This window comes from Rhodonellum sp., from assembly GCF_030656585.1.
GTDB classification, from domain to species: Bacteria; Bacteroidota; Bacteroidia; order Cytophagales; family Cyclobacteriaceae; genus Rhodonellum; species Rhodonellum psychrophilum.
The window spans coordinates 1-15,869 of sequence record NZ_JAUSPP010000002.1 but is presented as its reverse complement, the minus strand read 5'-3'; the positions used below and the strand labels follow the sequence as shown (position 1 = coordinate 15,869).

General features: G+C 43.6%; 14 protein-coding genes. 7 read left to right on the top strand and 7 right to left on the bottom strand.

All coding sequences use genetic code 11. The features are described from left to right. Positions 1-196 precede the first annotated feature (196 nt). The 3 genes from Q7J63_RS00085 to mnmA all read right to left on the bottom strand — a co-directional run bounded on the left by Q7J63_RS00085 (position 197) and on the right by mnmA (position 3,871). Positions 197-1,687 carry a M28 family peptidase gene (locus tag Q7J63_RS00085; protein WP_304883472.1) on the bottom strand — a complete coding sequence of 497 codons (1,491 nt, stop codon included), beginning with the start codon at positions 1,685-1,687 and terminating at the stop codon, positions 197-199. A 152-nt stretch (positions 1,688-1,839) separates the two neighbouring features. Then, a complete protein-coding gene (locus Q7J63_RS00080; protein WP_304883471.1) occupies positions 1,840-2,547 on the bottom strand; it encodes a pseudouridine synthase in 708 nt (235 codons plus the stop codon). A gap of 112 nt (positions 2,548-2,659) precedes the next feature. After that, complete coding sequence (gene mnmA / locus Q7J63_RS00075) at positions 2,660-3,871, bottom strand: tRNA 2-thiouridine(34) synthase MnmA (protein ID WP_304883470.1); 1,212 nt, start codon at positions 3,869-3,871, stop codon at positions 2,660-2,662. A 347-nt stretch (positions 3,872-4,218) separates the two neighbouring features. Here mnmA and Q7J63_RS00070 point away from each other — a divergent pair, with 347 nt between their 5' ends. The 3 genes from Q7J63_RS00070 (at position 4,219) to Q7J63_RS00060 (ending at position 6,519) form a co-directional block, all read left to right on the top strand. After that, positions 4,219-5,310 (top strand): 6-phosphofructokinase, encoded by a 1,092-nt coding sequence (locus tag Q7J63_RS00070; protein ID WP_019597653.1) that lies wholly within the window; start codon positions 4,219-4,221, stop codon positions 5,308-5,310. A gap of 11 nt (positions 5,311-5,321) precedes the next feature. Beyond that, positions 5,322-5,768 carry a DinB family protein gene (locus tag Q7J63_RS00065; RefSeq protein ID WP_304883469.1) on the top strand — a complete coding sequence of 149 codons (447 nt, stop codon included), beginning with the start codon at positions 5,322-5,324 and terminating at the stop codon, positions 5,766-5,768. A 190-nt stretch (positions 5,769-5,958) separates the two neighbouring features. After that, a complete protein-coding gene (locus Q7J63_RS00060; RefSeq protein WP_304883468.1) occupies positions 5,959-6,519 on the top strand; it encodes an NADPH-dependent FMN reductase in 561 nt (186 codons plus the stop codon). A gap of 93 nt (positions 6,520-6,612) precedes the next feature. Here the strand turns inward: Q7J63_RS00060 and Q7J63_RS00055 are convergent, their stop codons facing one another. Continuing rightward, entirely contained in the window at positions 6,613-7,650 is a 1,038-nt protein-coding gene (locus Q7J63_RS00055) for a carboxylesterase (RefSeq protein WP_304883467.1), read from the bottom strand. A 127-nt stretch (positions 7,651-7,777) separates the two neighbouring features. On the opposite strand from Q7J63_RS00055, the gene Q7J63_RS00050 reads away from it, so the two are divergent. Continuing rightward, a complete protein-coding gene (locus tag Q7J63_RS00050; RefSeq protein WP_304883466.1) occupies positions 7,778-9,427 on the top strand; it encodes a M28 family metallopeptidase in 1,650 nt (549 codons plus the stop codon). 408 nt (positions 9,428-9,835) lie between these two features. Here the strand turns inward: Q7J63_RS00050 and Q7J63_RS00045 are convergent, their stop codons facing one another. Next, positions 9,836-12,004 carry a carbohydrate binding family 9 domain-containing protein gene (locus Q7J63_RS00045; protein ID WP_304883465.1) on the bottom strand — a complete coding sequence of 723 codons (2,169 nt, stop codon included), beginning with the start codon at positions 12,002-12,004 and terminating at the stop codon, positions 9,836-9,838. A 553-nt stretch (positions 12,005-12,557) separates the two neighbouring features. Here Q7J63_RS00045 and Q7J63_RS00040 point away from each other — a divergent pair. The 3 genes from Q7J63_RS00040 to Q7J63_RS00030 are packed head-to-tail and all read left to right on the top strand — an operon-like array spanning position 12,558 to position 14,283. Then, on the top strand, positions 12,558-13,109 hold the full coding sequence (locus Q7J63_RS00040) for a hypothetical protein (RefSeq protein ID WP_019597643.1): 552 nt from the start codon (positions 12,558-12,560) through the stop codon (positions 13,107-13,109). Between the two features lie 25 nt (positions 13,110-13,134). Further along, entirely contained in the window at positions 13,135-13,683 is a 549-nt protein-coding gene (locus Q7J63_RS00035) for a hypothetical protein (RefSeq protein WP_026333612.1), read from the top strand. Between the two features lie 24 nt (positions 13,684-13,707). Continuing rightward, complete coding sequence (locus Q7J63_RS00030) at positions 13,708-14,283, top strand: hypothetical protein (protein WP_304883464.1); 576 nt, start codon at positions 13,708-13,710, stop codon at positions 14,281-14,283. A gap of 47 nt (positions 14,284-14,330) precedes the next feature. Here Q7J63_RS00030 and Q7J63_RS00025 read toward each other — a convergent pair whose 3' ends face one another. Together Q7J63_RS00025 and Q7J63_RS00020 are read right to left on the bottom strand one after the other, a co-directional pair. After that, positions 14,331-15,581: a glutamate-5-semialdehyde dehydrogenase gene (locus Q7J63_RS00025; protein WP_304883463.1), complete on the bottom strand. Its 1,251-nt coding sequence runs from the start codon at positions 15,579-15,581 to the stop codon at positions 14,331-14,333. Then, a partial coding sequence (locus tag Q7J63_RS00020) for a PUA domain-containing protein (RefSeq protein WP_370691846.1) occupies positions 15,574-15,869 on the bottom strand: 296 nt, incomplete at its 5' end. The genes Q7J63_RS00020 and Q7J63_RS00025, both read right to left, overlap by 8 nt.

Below are 15,869 nucleotides of genomic sequence, written 5' to 3'. Positions count from 1 at the left end.
TGAACTTAATCTCTTGTTGATGTAATAACATGATATTGAGTTATTTGTATATTAAAATATACAAAAAAAAGGTGTAGAAAAGTAATTTTCCTACACCTTTTTTACTAACATTTTATCAAAGGACTTTTTCAGTGGCCTCATGTTTTTCGCTCCTTTTTTGTTGACCTCCGGTCAGGTTGATGCTTTGCAAATCAGATCAATCCAAACCGTATAATTTTTTCCCTACCTCTTCATACTTGTCACCCGCTTTCCAAACCGGTTTTTGATCCCAATTGGCGATGTACAGAGCGGAAAGGATATAAGATTTCCAATACAGTACAGCATATTCCAGATCAAAATTGTCCACTTGATCTGATGCTTGGTGGTAATGCTTGCTGACCTCTTCGTCAAATGCGGTGAAGCCCAAACTGAATGTTGGGGAAGGAATGCCTTTTCTGGCAAAATTCACATTGTCCGAACGGTCATAAAGTCCCTGCTCAGGTGCGGGATCTGAAATCGCATTCAATCCAAATTCAGCCACTGCCTTTTCAATCAGCGGATCAGCGGAAGTTCTGCCCAAACCGATCACGGAGATGATCGAAGTGTCGTTGTATCCCGCATTGTCAATATTGAGGTTGTACACGACTTTTTCCAATGGAATCAATGGATTGTCCGCAAAAAAGCCAGAACCCAAAAGTCCTTTCTCCTCAGCCGTCCATGCGCATAGTAAAATGGATCTTTTTGGTGGATGTTCGGCAAAGTACCTGGCAGCATTGATGATCGCCACGGTACCCACTGCATTGTCACGCGCTCCATTGTAAATGGAGTCACCTTCAGCATTCGGTTTGCCCACACCTACATGATCGTAATGCGCAGAAAGCATCACATATTCATCTTTTAGCGCAGGATCAGTTCCTTCAATGATGGCCACCACGTTCTTGCCGATGATCGACTTGTTTACTTTTCCCATGATTTGGAAATCAGCACTTGAGTAGGTTCCCTTGCCAATCGCATTGATCATCTGATTGTTCAAATCCTTCAGCCAAATGTAGGGGATGCTTTGCTCTCCTGCGGTGTTGTCCACTGTCAATTGGGTTCTGTTCAGAAAATTGGAAACCAGGTTCCAGGGAACTGTGGGAACATTGTATATTTCGATGATTCCGATGGCTCCCTTGGATTTGGCGAGGCTGAGTTTTTCCCGGCCTGCGGCAAATAGGTCCGCAGGACTAAGTCGGTTGGGTGCACCTACGTTCGTGACGACTACTTTCCCCATCACATCCTTGTTTTCATAATCAGATTCCAAACCGTATCCAACCACGATCAATGCATGCTTGCCTTCGAAGGAAGGGCCATCCAAAACCAAAAGGTTGTCCCCTTGTCTGTAGATGGAATCTCCCAGATGAACTTCTCCTTTGGATGGAGGTGCGGAAAGTCTGAAGGGGATATTTTGGTAGTAGCCATCCGCACCAGTGATTTCTTTTGCGCCGTATTTCCAAAATTGCTCAGCAATGTATCGGGCAGCGGCATCGATTTCCGGCCTGATGGGATCCCTGCCCATCAATTCATCCGATGCCAAGTAACGAAAATGGGAAATGGATTCTCTTTCCTTGAAATTGGATTCAATTTCCGTTTTTTTGCTCTGTGCGATGCATTCAGAAAAGGAAAACCCCAACATGAGTAGGGCGATACTGAAATATTTTTTGTTCATGTTTCTTTTGAATAATTCGACTCCCAAGATAGAAAAAAAAGCGGTACGCCTCAAAGCCTTTTCAAAACACCCTAATATCAAAAACCTCCCAAACCGACCTCCTCAACATTAAATCAAAAATGTTTCTCAAGAAAATTTTTGGTGGATTTCTTTCATATCCCCTCCATATCCCATCCAAAAGCTTCCATTATGGTGGAAAAATGAGGTGGCAAAGGTGCATTGATTTCAACTTTTCCTTGATTCAGGGGATGGATAAATCCCAATTTACAAGCATGCAATAGCAAGTTGTTCATATCAAAATTCTCTCTAAAGAAAGTATTCTGCTTGTTTTGGCCATGGGTGGTGTCTCCGATGATGTAATTTCTTGAATGGGCCATGTGTCTTCTGAGCTGATGCATACGGCCCGTATGGGGATAAAGTCTGATCAGGGAATACCTACTGCTCGGATATTTGGAACTGGAGGCCATCGGGATTTCCACCTCGGCAAGCTTCCAATATTCTGTTTTCGCTTCCTGAAGATCCCCGATCAACTCCTTTTTCAAGGGATGGTCGATGACTGCATGGTCGGCAGGCATGTAACCTCTTACCACTGCGAGATACGATTTTTCTATTTCCTTGGCAGTGAATTGGCTTTGAAACAGTGTCGCAGCCGCTGCAGATTTGGAGAACAGCAAAACCCCGGAAGTAGGCCTGTCGATTCGGTGCAATGGATAAACCTTTTGGCCAATCTGATCCCGGAGCAGCTGCAAAGCAAACTGTGGATTGTCGTCTTTGGCAATCTTGGTCTTGTGGACCAATAATCCCGAAGGCTTATTGATGGCTATGTAATCGTCATCCTCAAAAAGAATGGGTAGGAGCATTGATGGGGTTTTAGGTGTCGCTGGGAATGAATAGGGTGGATCTTGAAAGTAAAAAAATACCCCAGATACTTTGCCTTCAAACGGAAGTAGAAAGCATCTGGGAATTTTGTTTCTAGAAAATAGTACCGGATCCAATACTTTCCTTGCCTTCATACCAAGCAACGAATTGTCCGGAGGCAATGCCTTTTTGTGGGGTATCGAAAAGCACGTAAAGTCCATTTTCCTTCATCAGTAAAGTTGCCCAAGTCAAGGGCTGCCTATAGCGGATTCGGGCCTGGTATCTTGCTGTTTCTCCAACTTTTAGCCGAAGATCCTCCCTTATCCAATGGATTTCATCGGCTTTGACAAACAATCCTTTTCTGAGCAATCCAGGATGGGTTTCCCCCATACCTGTATAGACAATATTGGCAGTGGTGTCGGTGGAAATCACAAATAGTGGCAATCCTGTTCCGCCGACATGAAGCCCTTTTCTTTGGCCTACGGTAAAATAATGGGCACCGGTATGGTCTCCGACTTTCTTTCCTTGTGAAGCATGGTATTGCTGTGGAAGACAAATGGCATCTAAAGTGGAGGTTTCCAAATCTTCAAAAGAGACGCCTGCGGGTATTTTCTTGCTTTCATACTCCGGCAAATCATCGGGAACATTCACAATATCTCCTTTTTTTGGCTTCAACTGCTGCTGTAGGAAATCAGGCAGGCGAACCTTTCCGATAAAGCAAAGTCCTTGACTGTCCTTTTTGTCTGCTGTGATCAGATCCATTTCCTTTGCAATCCTGCGCACTTCTGGCTTCTGCAAATGACCAATCGGGAAAAGTGCCTTTGACAATTGTTCCTGATTCAGTTGGCAAAGAAAGTAACTTTGGTCTTTGTTGGGGTCTGCTCCTGCCAAAAGCTGATAAACGGGTTTGCCGTCCACCTTGATTTCTCCTTTTTGACAATAGTGACCTGTGGCCACAAAATCAGCCTTGAGTTTTTGGGCGGCTTTGAGAAAGATGTCGAATTTGATTTCCCGGTTACAAAGAATATCGGGATTTGGTGTACGCCCAGCCTTATATTCGGCAAACATATAATCCACGATCCTAGTCCTGTATTCTTCGCTCAGATCGATGGCCTGGAAGGGGATTCCAAGTTTTTCGGCCACCAACATCGCATCGGTACTGTCCTCCATCCAAGGGCAATCGTTGGAAATGGTGACGGATTCGTCATGCCAGTTTTTCATGAACATCCCGATGACTTCGTATCCTTGTTCCTTGAGGAGATGGGCGGTGACAGAACTGTCTACACCACCGGATAGCCCTACGACTACACGTATTTTTTGATTCATTTACTAGAAATTTTCATGGGTTCAAGGTCCATGAGGTTCCACATTTTTCTTTCAAACACAAGCGAGGCTCTAATTGGTTCGCCAAGTGTATAGACAAAGTTAAACCAAAAGCCCGTATGCTTAGGTAAAAATGCTTGGCTTTACTTTTCCAAATCTACAATTACGGGATGTGGCGTAAAACATTGACCGAAGGTCAATGTCTTTTCGTCTATTATTGTCCTGAAAACCAGGTTTTCATTTGGAGCAAAGGGTTAAATTTTTGAATTTGTGAAATCAAGGATCGGGAGTTTATATTTGAGGAATTAGGGAATAAAACGGTTATTTTTGTAAATACAGAATTTTGAAATATGAAAAAGTTATTGATATGCACAGGTGGCGGGGATTGTCCCGGGCTGAATGCAGTAATAAGAGGAGTTTTTAAGGCTGCCAAAAAAACCAAGGAATGGGAAGTTTATGGGAGCATTGAAGCATTCAATGGCGTCATGACTGAGCCGACCAATATCATTCGACTGACCAAAGCAAAGGTTGGTGGCATCCATGTAAAAGGCGGAACCATCCTCAAGACGACCAACAGAGGCAATCCCTTGCAATTTCCCATTATGGATGAGAAAGGGAATTATACCTTAGAGGACCGAACGGGAGAATTGGCGGATAAAATCAAAGAGTTGGGTTTTGATGCCGTGATCAATATCGGTGGCGATGGATCACAAAAAATCTCAAAAGCTTTGTTTGATCGGGGAGTTCCCATCATCGGAGTGCCCAAGACCATAGACAATGACCTTTATGCCACGGACATGACTTTTGGTTTTCAGACTGCCGTACAGATCGCGACGGATAGCTTGGATAAATTGGTCACCACTGCGGAAAGCCACCACAGGGTGATGATCATGGAAGTCATGGGAAGAGATGCCGGTTGGATAGCCTTGCACACGGCCATCGCTGGAGGTTCTGAAATTTGCCTGATTCCGGAAATTCCATATGACATCGAAAAAGTCCTACAAAAAATCAATTCAAGGTACGAAAAGGGTAGGGGATTTGTCAATATCGTAATCGCAGAAGGAGCCAAGGCCATCGAAGGAGAAATCACGGCAACCTTAAGGGAAAACGGTTCGGAACATCTGCGTTTGGGAGGTGTGGCCTTCGAACTTTCGAGCCAGTTGAAGGCTGCAGGCTGCAAAGCCGAGATTCGGGAAACGGTTTTGGGACATGTCCAAAGGGGAGGAACTCCATCGGCCTTTGATCGGGTCCTGGCGACCATGTTTGGTGTAAAGGCATTCGAATTGGTCCAAAATGGGGAATTTGGCCAAATGGTCTCTTTCCAAAACAACCAATACACTTCCGTTTCACTGGAAGAAGCGACCAAAGACTACAATTTTGTGAATCTCGACAACTTCCTGGTTCAAGGCGCCAAAAGGATGGGCGTTTCGTTCGGGGATTAAAAAGACCAATTATGCTGTCAAACACCCTATTCGCTTTCATCAACCGAGACTTGGACAAATTGTACCTGGAAATCGAGTCTTATGAAAAAGAGGAGAACCTTTGGAAAGTAGAAGCCAATATTCTCAATTCAACGGGAAACCTTTGCCTCCATTTGTTGGGGAATTTGAATTTCTATATCGGATCCAATCTAGGGAACACAGGATACATCCGGGAGCGTGATTTGGAATTTTCAAAAAAAGACGTTCCAAGAGCACAATTGCTGGATGAGATCAGAGAAACCCAACTGATGCTCCAAAAAACATTGGTTGGGCTACCAGATTCAAAAATGAATGAAAATTATCCCCTTGAAGTATTTGGGCATCCCATGACCCACGAATATTTCTTCATTCACCTTGCCACCCATCTTTCGTATCACCTTGGGCAGGTCAATTACCACAGGAGGATTTTGGATGTTTGATACAATTGCATTAAGTTTTAAAGTGAAGGAAATGACTTTTCATTCTCATTTATTTGGGAACAAAAGCTTGATTGCCTCTTACAACTTGAATTCCTAAGTTCTTTTTGAACAAACTTAACCTCAATCGAAATCATCCAAGCCCATTGGAAAAGCGAATGCATATTTCGGGTCAAAATAAACACCTTTGAAAATGTCCAAAATTCTAATCATTTCCGGAAGTCCCAGACAAAGTAGCGTTTCTATTCGCATCGCAAATTTCCTTGCCAAAGAACTTGAAAAAGATCCCCTGCTCGAAATCGAAAGGATAGATCTTCGACAGGATTTTCTTCCGCCCATCCAAAAGGTGTGGAGCGCAAAGGATCAGGCTTCTGATGCGGGAAAAATCCTTTTCAGCAAATTGGAACGGGCCGATGGGATCCTTTTGGTCTCTCCAGAATACAACGGAAGCTATTCTTCCTCGATGAAAAATCTCCTGGATCATTTTCCTAGGCCGCTTTATGAAAACAAGGTTTTTGGCATTGCGACAGGATCTACAGGCGCCATGGGAGGAATGAGGGCAGCACAGCAGTTGATTTCATTGGTGGTGGCATTGTTTGGAATTCTTTCACCCCGATTGCTCGTCACTCCACATATGGACAAAAAATTCAACGCCGAAAGTGAGCTCATCGATGAATCCTTTTCGAAAAACACAGCGGTTTTTTTGAAAGAGTTTTTGTGGCTCTTGAGGAAGATTGATTCTGGCAAAGAATAGCGATATTCGAATGCGAAAGGGAAAAACTGCAATAAATAAAGGCCATTTGAATGCTGTTCAAATGGCCTTTTTTTATTGCAGTAAAGTAGCTTTTCAGTAGACGGCCAATGTTTTCTCTGTGACAACTTCCTTTTTCCGCATGCCTGCCTTTTCTTCCAAGAAACCGATGGAGGCTTCCAATACCCCATTCCAGTCCTTCGACGTGATATCAGAAGCAATCACGTGGTCTCCAGATTCAGGAAAAGGATTTTTGACTTTCAGATTTTCCGGCGTACTGATTTGATTGTACATTTCGAGCATTTTAGGCACGGAAACCACAAAATCCTGCTCTTTTTCATTTTTGTAATAGTATCCCAAAAACAAAGGTTGGTTGATTTTTTTGAAGGTTTCAGGGACCATTTTGCTTCTCAGCAAGACCACCAGACTCGACAAACCATTGACATGGTATTCCTCGGACCAATATTTGGCTTTTTCACCTTCTCGAGGGGTGGTACGGGTTCCGTTTTCGAACATGAAATTTTCGGCAACCAGTTTCATCCATGGTTGAAAAAACTGGTCCAAAGACCTCCCGTTCTCCTCAATGGCGGGAGAATAAACCATTACGGCCTTGATATCCGGTTTCTCGGAGGCAAGGTTCAAGGTCAGGGCACCGCCCATAGAGGTCCCGATGACGATAACCGAATCGCCTAGGCTTTTGCCGATCATATACGCCTCACGAACTGCGTCCACCAATTTTTGCGCGGTCATGTGTCGCATGGCATCTGGTCTTTTGATCCCGTGTTCTGGCAACCTGGCCAAGTAGAGGTTCGCGCCAAAATATGCTGCAATCTCGCGATTTACCGGGCTACCTTCCATTTCGCTTGCGCCAAAACCATGGATATAAACGATGCTGTATGGCGTTTTACTTTTGTTGGAACTGTCAGCCCAAATGATTTTGGCAGCGTTTCCTGGTTTTAAGCCCACAACAGTATCTTCTCCTTGGGCGATATAAGATTGCAGTTCAGTCAAATTGAGGGGAACTACCGGGAATTCACCACCTAAGGTTTGAATTTTTTCTTTGGGACCCAGCATCCAAGCGATGACCAGGACGATACAGAGAGACATCAACCCAATGAGTATTTTTTTTAGCATTTTTTTAGCGTTTTGTGGATCAAAGTAAAGCTAAGCCCATGTATTTGTCTAAACAAGTAGAATTTCGGGAAAGTTGTGGATTGTTTGGATTTTCTTATTTTTGATGTCAATCACAATCGTTTGTCCCATGAAAAAGAAATTTCCAATAAGTCTGATGCTGTCCTCGGCATTCGCTTTGGTGTACTTGAGTTGCAGTGCACCAAATGAGACACTTTATCCAATTGCCAAATCAGACCTCGAACCACATCTGATTACCTTGTCCTCCGACGATTTTATGGGGCGGATGCCCTTTACCGAAGGTGAAACAAAAACGATTGCCTACCTCGAAAATGAATTTAAATCCATGGGGCTGGAACCCGGAAATGGAGACAGTTATTTTCAGGATGTACCCATGGTTTCCATTTTGACGACTCCCGCTCCGCAAATGACCATCCAATCCCAAAAAGGAAAGATGGTTTTGGAAGGATTGAAGGATTATGTGCTGTGGACCCAGCGAACGGATTCATTGGTGAACTTTGATGACGTGGAACTGGTATTTGCCGGATTTGGTATCGTGGCTCCGGAATATGGTTGGGACGATTATAAAAACATTGATGTCAAAGATAAAATCGTGGTCATTTTCATCAATGATCCTGGTTTTGGCACGGAGGAGAAGTCTCTTTTCAAAGGCAATACCATGACGTATTATGGCCGATGGACTTATAAATTTGAGGAAGCCGCCCGCCACGGAGCTTTGGGTTGTCTGATAGTCCACAACACCATACCCGCGGGATATGGATTCAATGTGATCCAAAACAGTTGGAATGCCACCAAATTATACCTGGACCAGAGGGGAAAGGAAAAATACCAAGCTGCTTTTGAAGGCTGGATCACCTTGCCGGTGGCAAACAAGCTTTTTGAATTGGCGGGGATAAATGAAAGGGAAATCTTGGGCAAGGCTAGAAAACCTGATTTCCAGGCATTTCCCATGAACCTAAAAGCCAGTTCTTCGCTGGAAGTGAAAGTCAAATATGATGTTTCAAAAAATGTGGTCGCCAAAATCAGCGGAAGCAAAAACCCTGAAGAAACCATCATTTATACCGCGCACTGGGATCATTTGGGATTTGGAAAACCGGATGAAACCGGTGACAGTCTATACAACGGAGCATTGGACAATGCCAGTGGAACAGCTGCTCTTTTGGCACTGGCCAAAGCTTTTAAATCAGAAAAACAACCTGAAAGGACCGTCGTTTTTCTTTCGGTAACCGCAGAGGAGCAAGGTTTATGGGGATCTGCTTATTATGCGGAAAACCCGATTTATCCCAAGGAAAAGACCGTTGCCAATATCAATATGGACGGTGTGAATCCTTATGGAAAAATGAAGGACGTTTCCCTCATCGGAATTGGACAATCTGATTTGGAGGACCTGCTGAATGAGGAACTTGAAAAAGTAGGAAGATACAGTGCCGCGGAACCGACTCCTTCGGCGGGTTATTACTTCCGCTCTGATCATTTCAATTTCGCCAAGATCGGAATTCCGGCATTGTACATCGGAACGGGAATCGATCATTTTGAGAAAGGAAAAGAATATGGAAAGGAATTGCAGGACAATTATACCGCAGAATACTACCACAAACCTTCGGATGAATACGATCCCTCACGCTGGAACTTGGATGGTGCCGTAGAAGATGTCCAGTTATTGTTCAATGTGGGAAAGCGACTGGCGAACAGTGAAGTTTGGCCTGGATGGAAACAAGGGTCCGAATTCAAGGCGATAAGAGACAGTTATATGAAATAGGGGAATCGGATTCCCAATACCAAAAAAATAAGTTTTACGAGAACCTTCCAGAACTAAAAAAACTGGAAGGTTTTTTTATGAATTGTACCACGAGAAAACCAAGGGATTTCTGCATAGACGGCTATCAAAAGCAAAATCAGTCAAGGTCATCTTTTAACCCGTCTTATGTACTACTATTTTGATTTCAGTACTAAATTATTTAATAATCAATTAGTTATGCTCTATTTTTGACTTCACCATATCCGTAAAACGACTTATTCCCCCAATGGTCTGATTTTTTGCAGCACAAACCCTCAATAGGAAACCCAATGACTATATCGGGTTTAAGACTGGAAAAGTGCAGAGGCAATCACATTATTATGTCCTTCCAGGTCAGAGTTGAAAACAAAAGGATCGCCCTGATCACGATCAGAATCTAAAGGTATAAGCGAATTTGATGTTGGTCCTACTTTCCATAGACAACAACCTCTCATCATAACGCTGCCAATTGTGGTTGTAAACCACAAAAAAAGTGTTTCCAGGGTTGATGACCCAGGTAAATCTATTGTTGGTGCCTAAGAATTTGGTTACGTTGTCATATTGGACATTGAAATTTACCGACATCCAAGGGGAAAAATCATACCCGGTCACCAATCGGAAAAGGTGGGTGTCAAAACTCCCTCCCAAAAGCCTGACCTGACTGTGGAGCCAAGTAGCGGTCATGTTGAGCCCGACCATTGGCCGCACAAACACATCGGCTTTAATATTGGTCTGTGTGCCTGTCCAAAAGCCGCTTTCTTCAAAGGAAAAAGAGCCTCCTACTCTTCGGAACCTTGCCGTCTCTGCTGTGATGGCATATCCTACATTGGTATATTCACCTATTGGAATCACAAATCGCTCATTTCTAAGAATGTCAAAGTTATAATCCAAAAATTCATAGTTGCGGTTGACCGAAAATTGGAGGATGTCACCCGTTTCAAAGCGCAGTCCCAGTACGCGAAGCCTGTGATTGACAGTGGCCGGACGCCAGTTCATTTGCATCAAGTATTCAAAATAATACTCCCAACTGAGTTCCCGGATCAATTTACTGTTTTTCCATAAGGGTGAATACACGACAGAGGGCTGAAGTCTTCTGAAACCTATTCTTGGTGCAAAACCCACTTCGGGGTCATAATTGACGCCAAACTCCCGGTAGGACACGTGGGCATTCCATGGCTGATTGGGAAAATTGATCCTACCACCTCTGGAAGACCTGTCCCAAATGCTGGTGGTATCCCCCAAATAAGTCTCTGTATGCCCAACAACAAAAGCCTCAAACTGGAGATTTTTGTTTCCCAGAAATGTGGAAGTATTCAAGCCCAAATCAGCTCCCAAAGTCTGCCTTACAGGGAGGCTGTCACCATCGGTTTCCCTTCGCGTGTACATAATCCCCACATTGCTTTCCTCTGAGATGTTTTGGATGATCCGACCAATGGTAAAGTGTTCCCCAGGGCGTTCTCCTTCTGATCCAGTCCTGACTTGCAGGAAGCCCACGTCTGTATCCTTGATCCTTCCTATCAACCTTCCTCCGTATTTGATAGGGATGGGTCTGCCATCCTGCAATCCAATCCTGCGGCTAAAATATGGGTTGGGATTACTGCTGGGGGCAAACAGGAAAATGTTGGATCCTTCAAGAAAAAAAGCCCTCCTTTCCGGAAAAAACAATGGGAAACGCGTGAGGTTGATCTGTCTATCATCAACTTCTGTTTCGGCAAAGTCGGTGTTGACGGTTATGCCCGCCTTTAAGTTGGGATTGATGTTGTAGTTGATTTCCCCTCCCATATTGAAAGTGGCTTGTCTATTTTTTGGGCTTTCTGAATCAGGTCTTCGCCTGGTTTCGGAAATCAGGGCATATGGAATTGCCTCTATCCCGATCCCTTGATTGATGTTCGTGAGGTCTACGAGCTTTCCGGCATCTTGTGGCCTGTTGATACCTTGGTTTCGCTGAAAGCCGGTCCAGAGTGTCTCTTCATTTTTTCGTCTGATCGTCCTCAAAAAATTGATTCCCCATGTTGTAGCATTGGGGTCAAAATTCAATGTCATGAACGGTATCCTGATTTCTGCCGACCATCCGATGTCACTTTTCGTCACCCAAGCCTGCCAAATCCCATCCCATGACCTGTTGATGGAAGTACCTTGGCCAACTTTGAGGATACCATCTCCCATCAGTCCAAGTGGGTTTACCTCAAAATAGAATGCAGACCTTTGGTCGTTATAGGTGTCCAATATAAAGACAAAGCGATCATCTGTATCCAATGCGGCGTCCCTTTTCTTTTGAAAAGCAGTGATTTTGTCAGGTTCCGAATCATAAAAAATGGCCCCGATATACAAATATTCATCGTCATAAGAAATCCTTACCTCAGTCTTTTCGGTTGCTGGATTTCCTGGAAAAGGTTCTTGCTGCCTAAAATTCCCAGCCACCGAAACTTTGTCCCAAAAATCCTCATTTACCCAGCCATCCAAGACAATCTTTTCTCCTGGCTGCAACCTGTAGGCAGAGATTTCTTTTTTTTCCTGTCCATTTGCCTCATTTACAGCGCAAACAAAAAGGCAGAGCATTAATAGTAGGAGATTCTTTATTCGAGTAACCACCCTGCAAGGTCAAAAAGAATTATTTGGCACATAAGTGATTTATTACAGATGGCCTTATAATGATGCAAAAAATAAATGGATCATTTTGACTTTGATTTAAGAGCAAATCCAACTCTTTCGCTATCAGGCTTTAAGGTTTTAAATGACAAGGAATTCAGTATTCCCCAGCCTTATTCCATACGAATTGACCACATCTTCCGACATGTGCCGAATAGATGATGCCCTAGTGTGACTTGATCTTGCAGTTGTTTTGTTTTTTTATGCACACTTTATTTTTGTGCAATCCTGGATCTGGCGCCACATTGCAATGCTTGAAAATTACGCCCAAAACCAACAACCGCCACCCTTTCGCAATTCGCCATTCTCCTGTTATCATCTCCCCAATTCCATAAAACACCCAACTCATTGCTCCAAAAGATAATATTTAGGATAATTTTCAGAAATTTTAACAGATTTTTTGAAATAAATATAACAATTATTTTAGTTTTGAATTCTCATTCATCCACCTTAATCAACACTTATGTTTAAGAAAATTTTTGGCTTGGGATTCATATTGTCCCTATACAGTTTTGTTGGCCAAGCACAAGAGAAGATTCCGACCCAGTCCGTTTTCGTGGAATTGGGTGGAGCAGGCTTGATTTATTCGTTCAATTACGAGTTTCGGTTCGATAAAGAAAATCTTGAATCCTGGGGATTGAGAGTGGGTGCAGGAGGATATGGAAGGGTTAACGGTATCTATGATGGAAGGGAAACCAATGCGGTATTCACGCTTCCCGTTCAGGTAACCCGACTTTTTGGAAAGGGGAAACACTTTTTTGAAGTGGGTGGAGGCACCACTTTTATTTATGCCAAGAGGACCTATAAATATGGGAATCAATATGATGAGTACAGCGATTTTGATTTTATCTTGGAATCAGACAATACTCCGGCATTTATGGGAACCCTGAATCTGGGATACAGAAGGATCCCAGTGGATGGAGGCTTTACATTTCGTGCCAATTTGACTCCTATTTTCAATCAGAATGGTTTTTGGCCAATTTGGGCAGGAGTAGGATTTGGATATGCTTTTTAAATCAATGTATCTTAAAATAAACGACATGAAAAAAATAGCCTTTGCACTCCTTATTTTTGTTTTATCCTTTCCATCAATGGCGCAGGAGAAAATGCCTACCCAATCGGTTTTTGTGGAATTGGGTGGAGCAGGATTGATTTATTCATTCAATTATGAGTTTCGGTTTAATAAGGAAAACCTTGAATCCTGGGGTTTACGGGTTGGGGCGGGTGGTTATGGCCGGACTTTCAATTATGGCGATGGAAAGGATACTGATGCCCTACTCACGCTTCCTGTCCAAGTTACAAGGCTTTTTGGAAAGGGAAAACATTTTTTTGAAGTCGGAGGCGGTACCACTTTCATTTACTCCAGAGATACCTATACCTATGGCAATCAGTCTCCTCAGGTAAGTCGTGATTTTGATTTTATTTTGAATTCAGGCAACACTCCTGCATTTATGGGGACCCTGAATCTGGGATACAGAAGGATCCCCGTGGATGGTGGGTTTACGTTTCGTGCCAATCTGACTCCAATTTTCAATCAGAATGGGTTTTGGCCGATTTGGGCAGGAGTGGGATTTGGATATGCTTTTTAAACAATGAATTATAAAATAAATGACATGAAAAAAATAGCCTTAGTACTTCTGATTTTTGTTTTATCCTTGCCGGTGATGGCCCAGGAAAAATTACCTACTCAGTCTATTTTCCTGGAATTGGGGGGCGCGGGATTGCCGTATTCTTTCAATTATGATTTCAGGTTCGACAAAAGCAAAATGGATTCTTGGGGAATGAGAGTGGGTGCCGGTGGCTATGCTTTTGCAGGAGGGGATTCCTTTTTTTCGCTCCCCATTCAAGTGAATAGGTTGTATGGAAAGGGCCCGCATTATTTTGAATTGGGAGGTGGTTTCACCTTTATGGCCTTCAAAAGTGACACCTTTTCCTATTGTCAATCTGGTACCTATGACAATAATACCGGAATGTTTATTTGCGACAAGCAATTCACAAGCAGGAGTGACAGGACTGAGTTTATCCTGGAAATCGATGGGTCTCCCAATGTGATGGGAACGCTGAACTTAGGCTATCGAAGAATCCCGGTGGATGGTGGTTTCACTTGGCGAGTGAACCTGAACCCGATTTTCAACTCCAATGGTTTCTGGCCATTATGGGTTGGAGTGGGTTTTGGCTATGCGTTCTGATGGAGAATGATCGTCATTGGGGTTTTGAAGCTTTGCTTCAATTTGGATCAATTCCTCACTTGTCCATTTCCCCGGATCACCCATTTATAACTGGTCAATTCATGGAGTGCCATTGGCCCACGGGCATGGAGTTTTTGGGTGCTGATGCCGATCTCGGCGCCTAGTCCAAATTGGTTACCATCGGTAAAGGCGGTCGAGGCATTCGCGTATACAGCTGCGGCATCTACGGATTTCAGGAAAATATCGATATGATCGCGATCTTCGGAAAGGATAGCTTCGCTGTGTTTTGAACTGTTTTGTGCAATATGATCCAGAGCTTCTTCCAAATTTGCCACGGTTTTGAGGGACATTTTTAGGGATAAAAATTCCGTACCGAAATGTTCAGCCTTTGCCAATTGGATCCTCTCAGGTTCATGCATTTCTTTCAGTGCGTCGAATGCTTTTTCATCGGCATACAGGATAACGCCCTTTTCCAAAAGGGGAGCGATGATCAAAGGCAAATCCTTCAACCGGTCCTCATGGATGATCAGGCAATCCAAGGCGTTGCAGACACTCACCCTTCGGGTTTTGGAATTTAAAATTATAGCTGTTCCTTTTTCCAAGTCTGCAGTTTCGTCGAAATAGGTGTGTACGATGCCCGCACCAGTTTCGATGACCGGCACTTTTGAATTTTCCCTGACAAAACTGATCAATCCTTGACTTCCCCTAGGAATGATGACGTCCACATAACCGACAGCTTCCAAAAGCGCTTTTGTCGCAGTTCTTTCCGCAGGTAAAAGTTGAAATGCCGCAGTGGGCAATCCGTTTTCTTCAAGTGCCCGGTGGAGGAGCGTCATGATGGCTCGGTTGGAATGGTCGGCATCTGAACTTCCTTTGAGTATTAGCCCATTTCCTGATTTCAGACTTAGGCAAAACACGTCGAAAGTGACATTGGGCCTGGATTCATAAATGACCCCGATTACGCCAAGGGGGACGGTGATTTTTTGAAGCAAAAGACCATTTTCAAGCTGTTTTTCCTCCAAAACCCGGTCGAGTGGACTGATCAAGCTTCTTACCTGAAGTATTTCTTTTACGATTCCATGGATTCTTTCTTCTGTCAGTTGAAGCCTGTCGTATTTTGGATCCTGTGTGTCCATCCGCTCCAGGTCCCTTTGATTGGCTTCCAAAAGAAAAGGAATCTGGGAAAGGGTAAGTTCTGCAAGGGTTTGAAGTGTGTTGTCCACTTGTCCCGGAAGCATTCTGTTGAGCTTTCGTGAAGCTTGTTGAACGCTTTTGAAAAGAGGAGTGAGTTCAGACATGGTTGAAAAGATAAAGGTAATCGTAATGGATAAATGGTTTTTGATTCTTTTGTCCGATTGTTTCCAAAGCGGTTTTGGAAGAAATTTCGGCCCTTCCCAAGCCAAGCTTGTTCCCTTGCACATCGAGGATTCGGATGATGTCCCCTTTTGAGAAATCTCCTTTTATCTCCAAAATCCCGACAGGAAGCAGGCTGGATATATTTTGGGAAAAGAGGGCGGTTTTAGCGCCTTCGTTGATGATCACTTCTCCCTTGAAGTATTGGTCTCCATGAGCGAGCCATTTTTTGG

Bases quoted from the DNA above. Each gene is read 5' to 3' on its own strand.
- Q7J63_RS00035 (WP_026333612.1), top strand. From the start codon at position 13,135: ATGAAAAAAATAGCCTTTGCACTCCTTATTTTTGTTTTATCCTTTCCA.
- mnmA (WP_304883470.1), bottom strand. From the start codon at position 3,871: ATGAATCAAAAAATACGTGTAGTCGTAGGGCTATCCGGTGGTGTAGAC.
- Q7J63_RS00050 (WP_304883466.1), top strand. From the start codon at position 7,778: ATGAAAAAGAAATTTCCAATAAGTCTGATGCTGTCCTCGGCATTCGCT.
- Q7J63_RS00025 (WP_304883463.1), bottom strand. From the start codon at position 15,581: ATGTCTGAACTCACTCCTCTTTTCAAAAGCGTTCAACAAGCTTCACGA.
- Q7J63_RS00065 (WP_304883469.1), top strand. From the start codon at position 5,322: ATGCTGTCAAACACCCTATTCGCTTTCATCAACCGAGACTTGGACAAA.
- Q7J63_RS00030 (WP_304883464.1), top strand. From the start codon at position 13,708: ATGAAAAAAATAGCCTTAGTACTTCTGATTTTTGTTTTATCCTTGCCG.
- Q7J63_RS00085 (WP_304883472.1), bottom strand. From the start codon at position 1,687: ATGAACAAAAAATATTTCAGTATCGCCCTACTCATGTTGGGGTTTTCC.
- Q7J63_RS00040 (WP_019597643.1), top strand. From the start codon at position 12,558: ATGTTTAAGAAAATTTTTGGCTTGGGATTCATATTGTCCCTATACAGT.
- Q7J63_RS00045 (WP_304883465.1), bottom strand. From the start codon at position 12,004: ATGCTCTGCCTTTTTGTTTGCGCTGTAAATGAGGCAAATGGACAGGAA.
- Q7J63_RS00060 (WP_304883468.1), top strand. From the start codon at position 5,959: ATGTCCAAAATTCTAATCATTTCCGGAAGTCCCAGACAAAGTAGCGTT.
- Q7J63_RS00055 (WP_304883467.1), bottom strand. From the start codon at position 7,650: ATGCTAAAAAAAATACTCATTGGGTTGATGTCTCTCTGTATCGTCCTG.
- Q7J63_RS00080 (WP_304883471.1), bottom strand. From the start codon at position 2,547: ATGCTCCTACCCATTCTTTTTGAGGATGACGATTACATAGCCATCAAT.
- Q7J63_RS00070 (WP_019597653.1), top strand. From the start codon at position 4,219: ATGAAAAAGTTATTGATATGCACAGGTGGCGGGGATTGTCCCGGGCTG.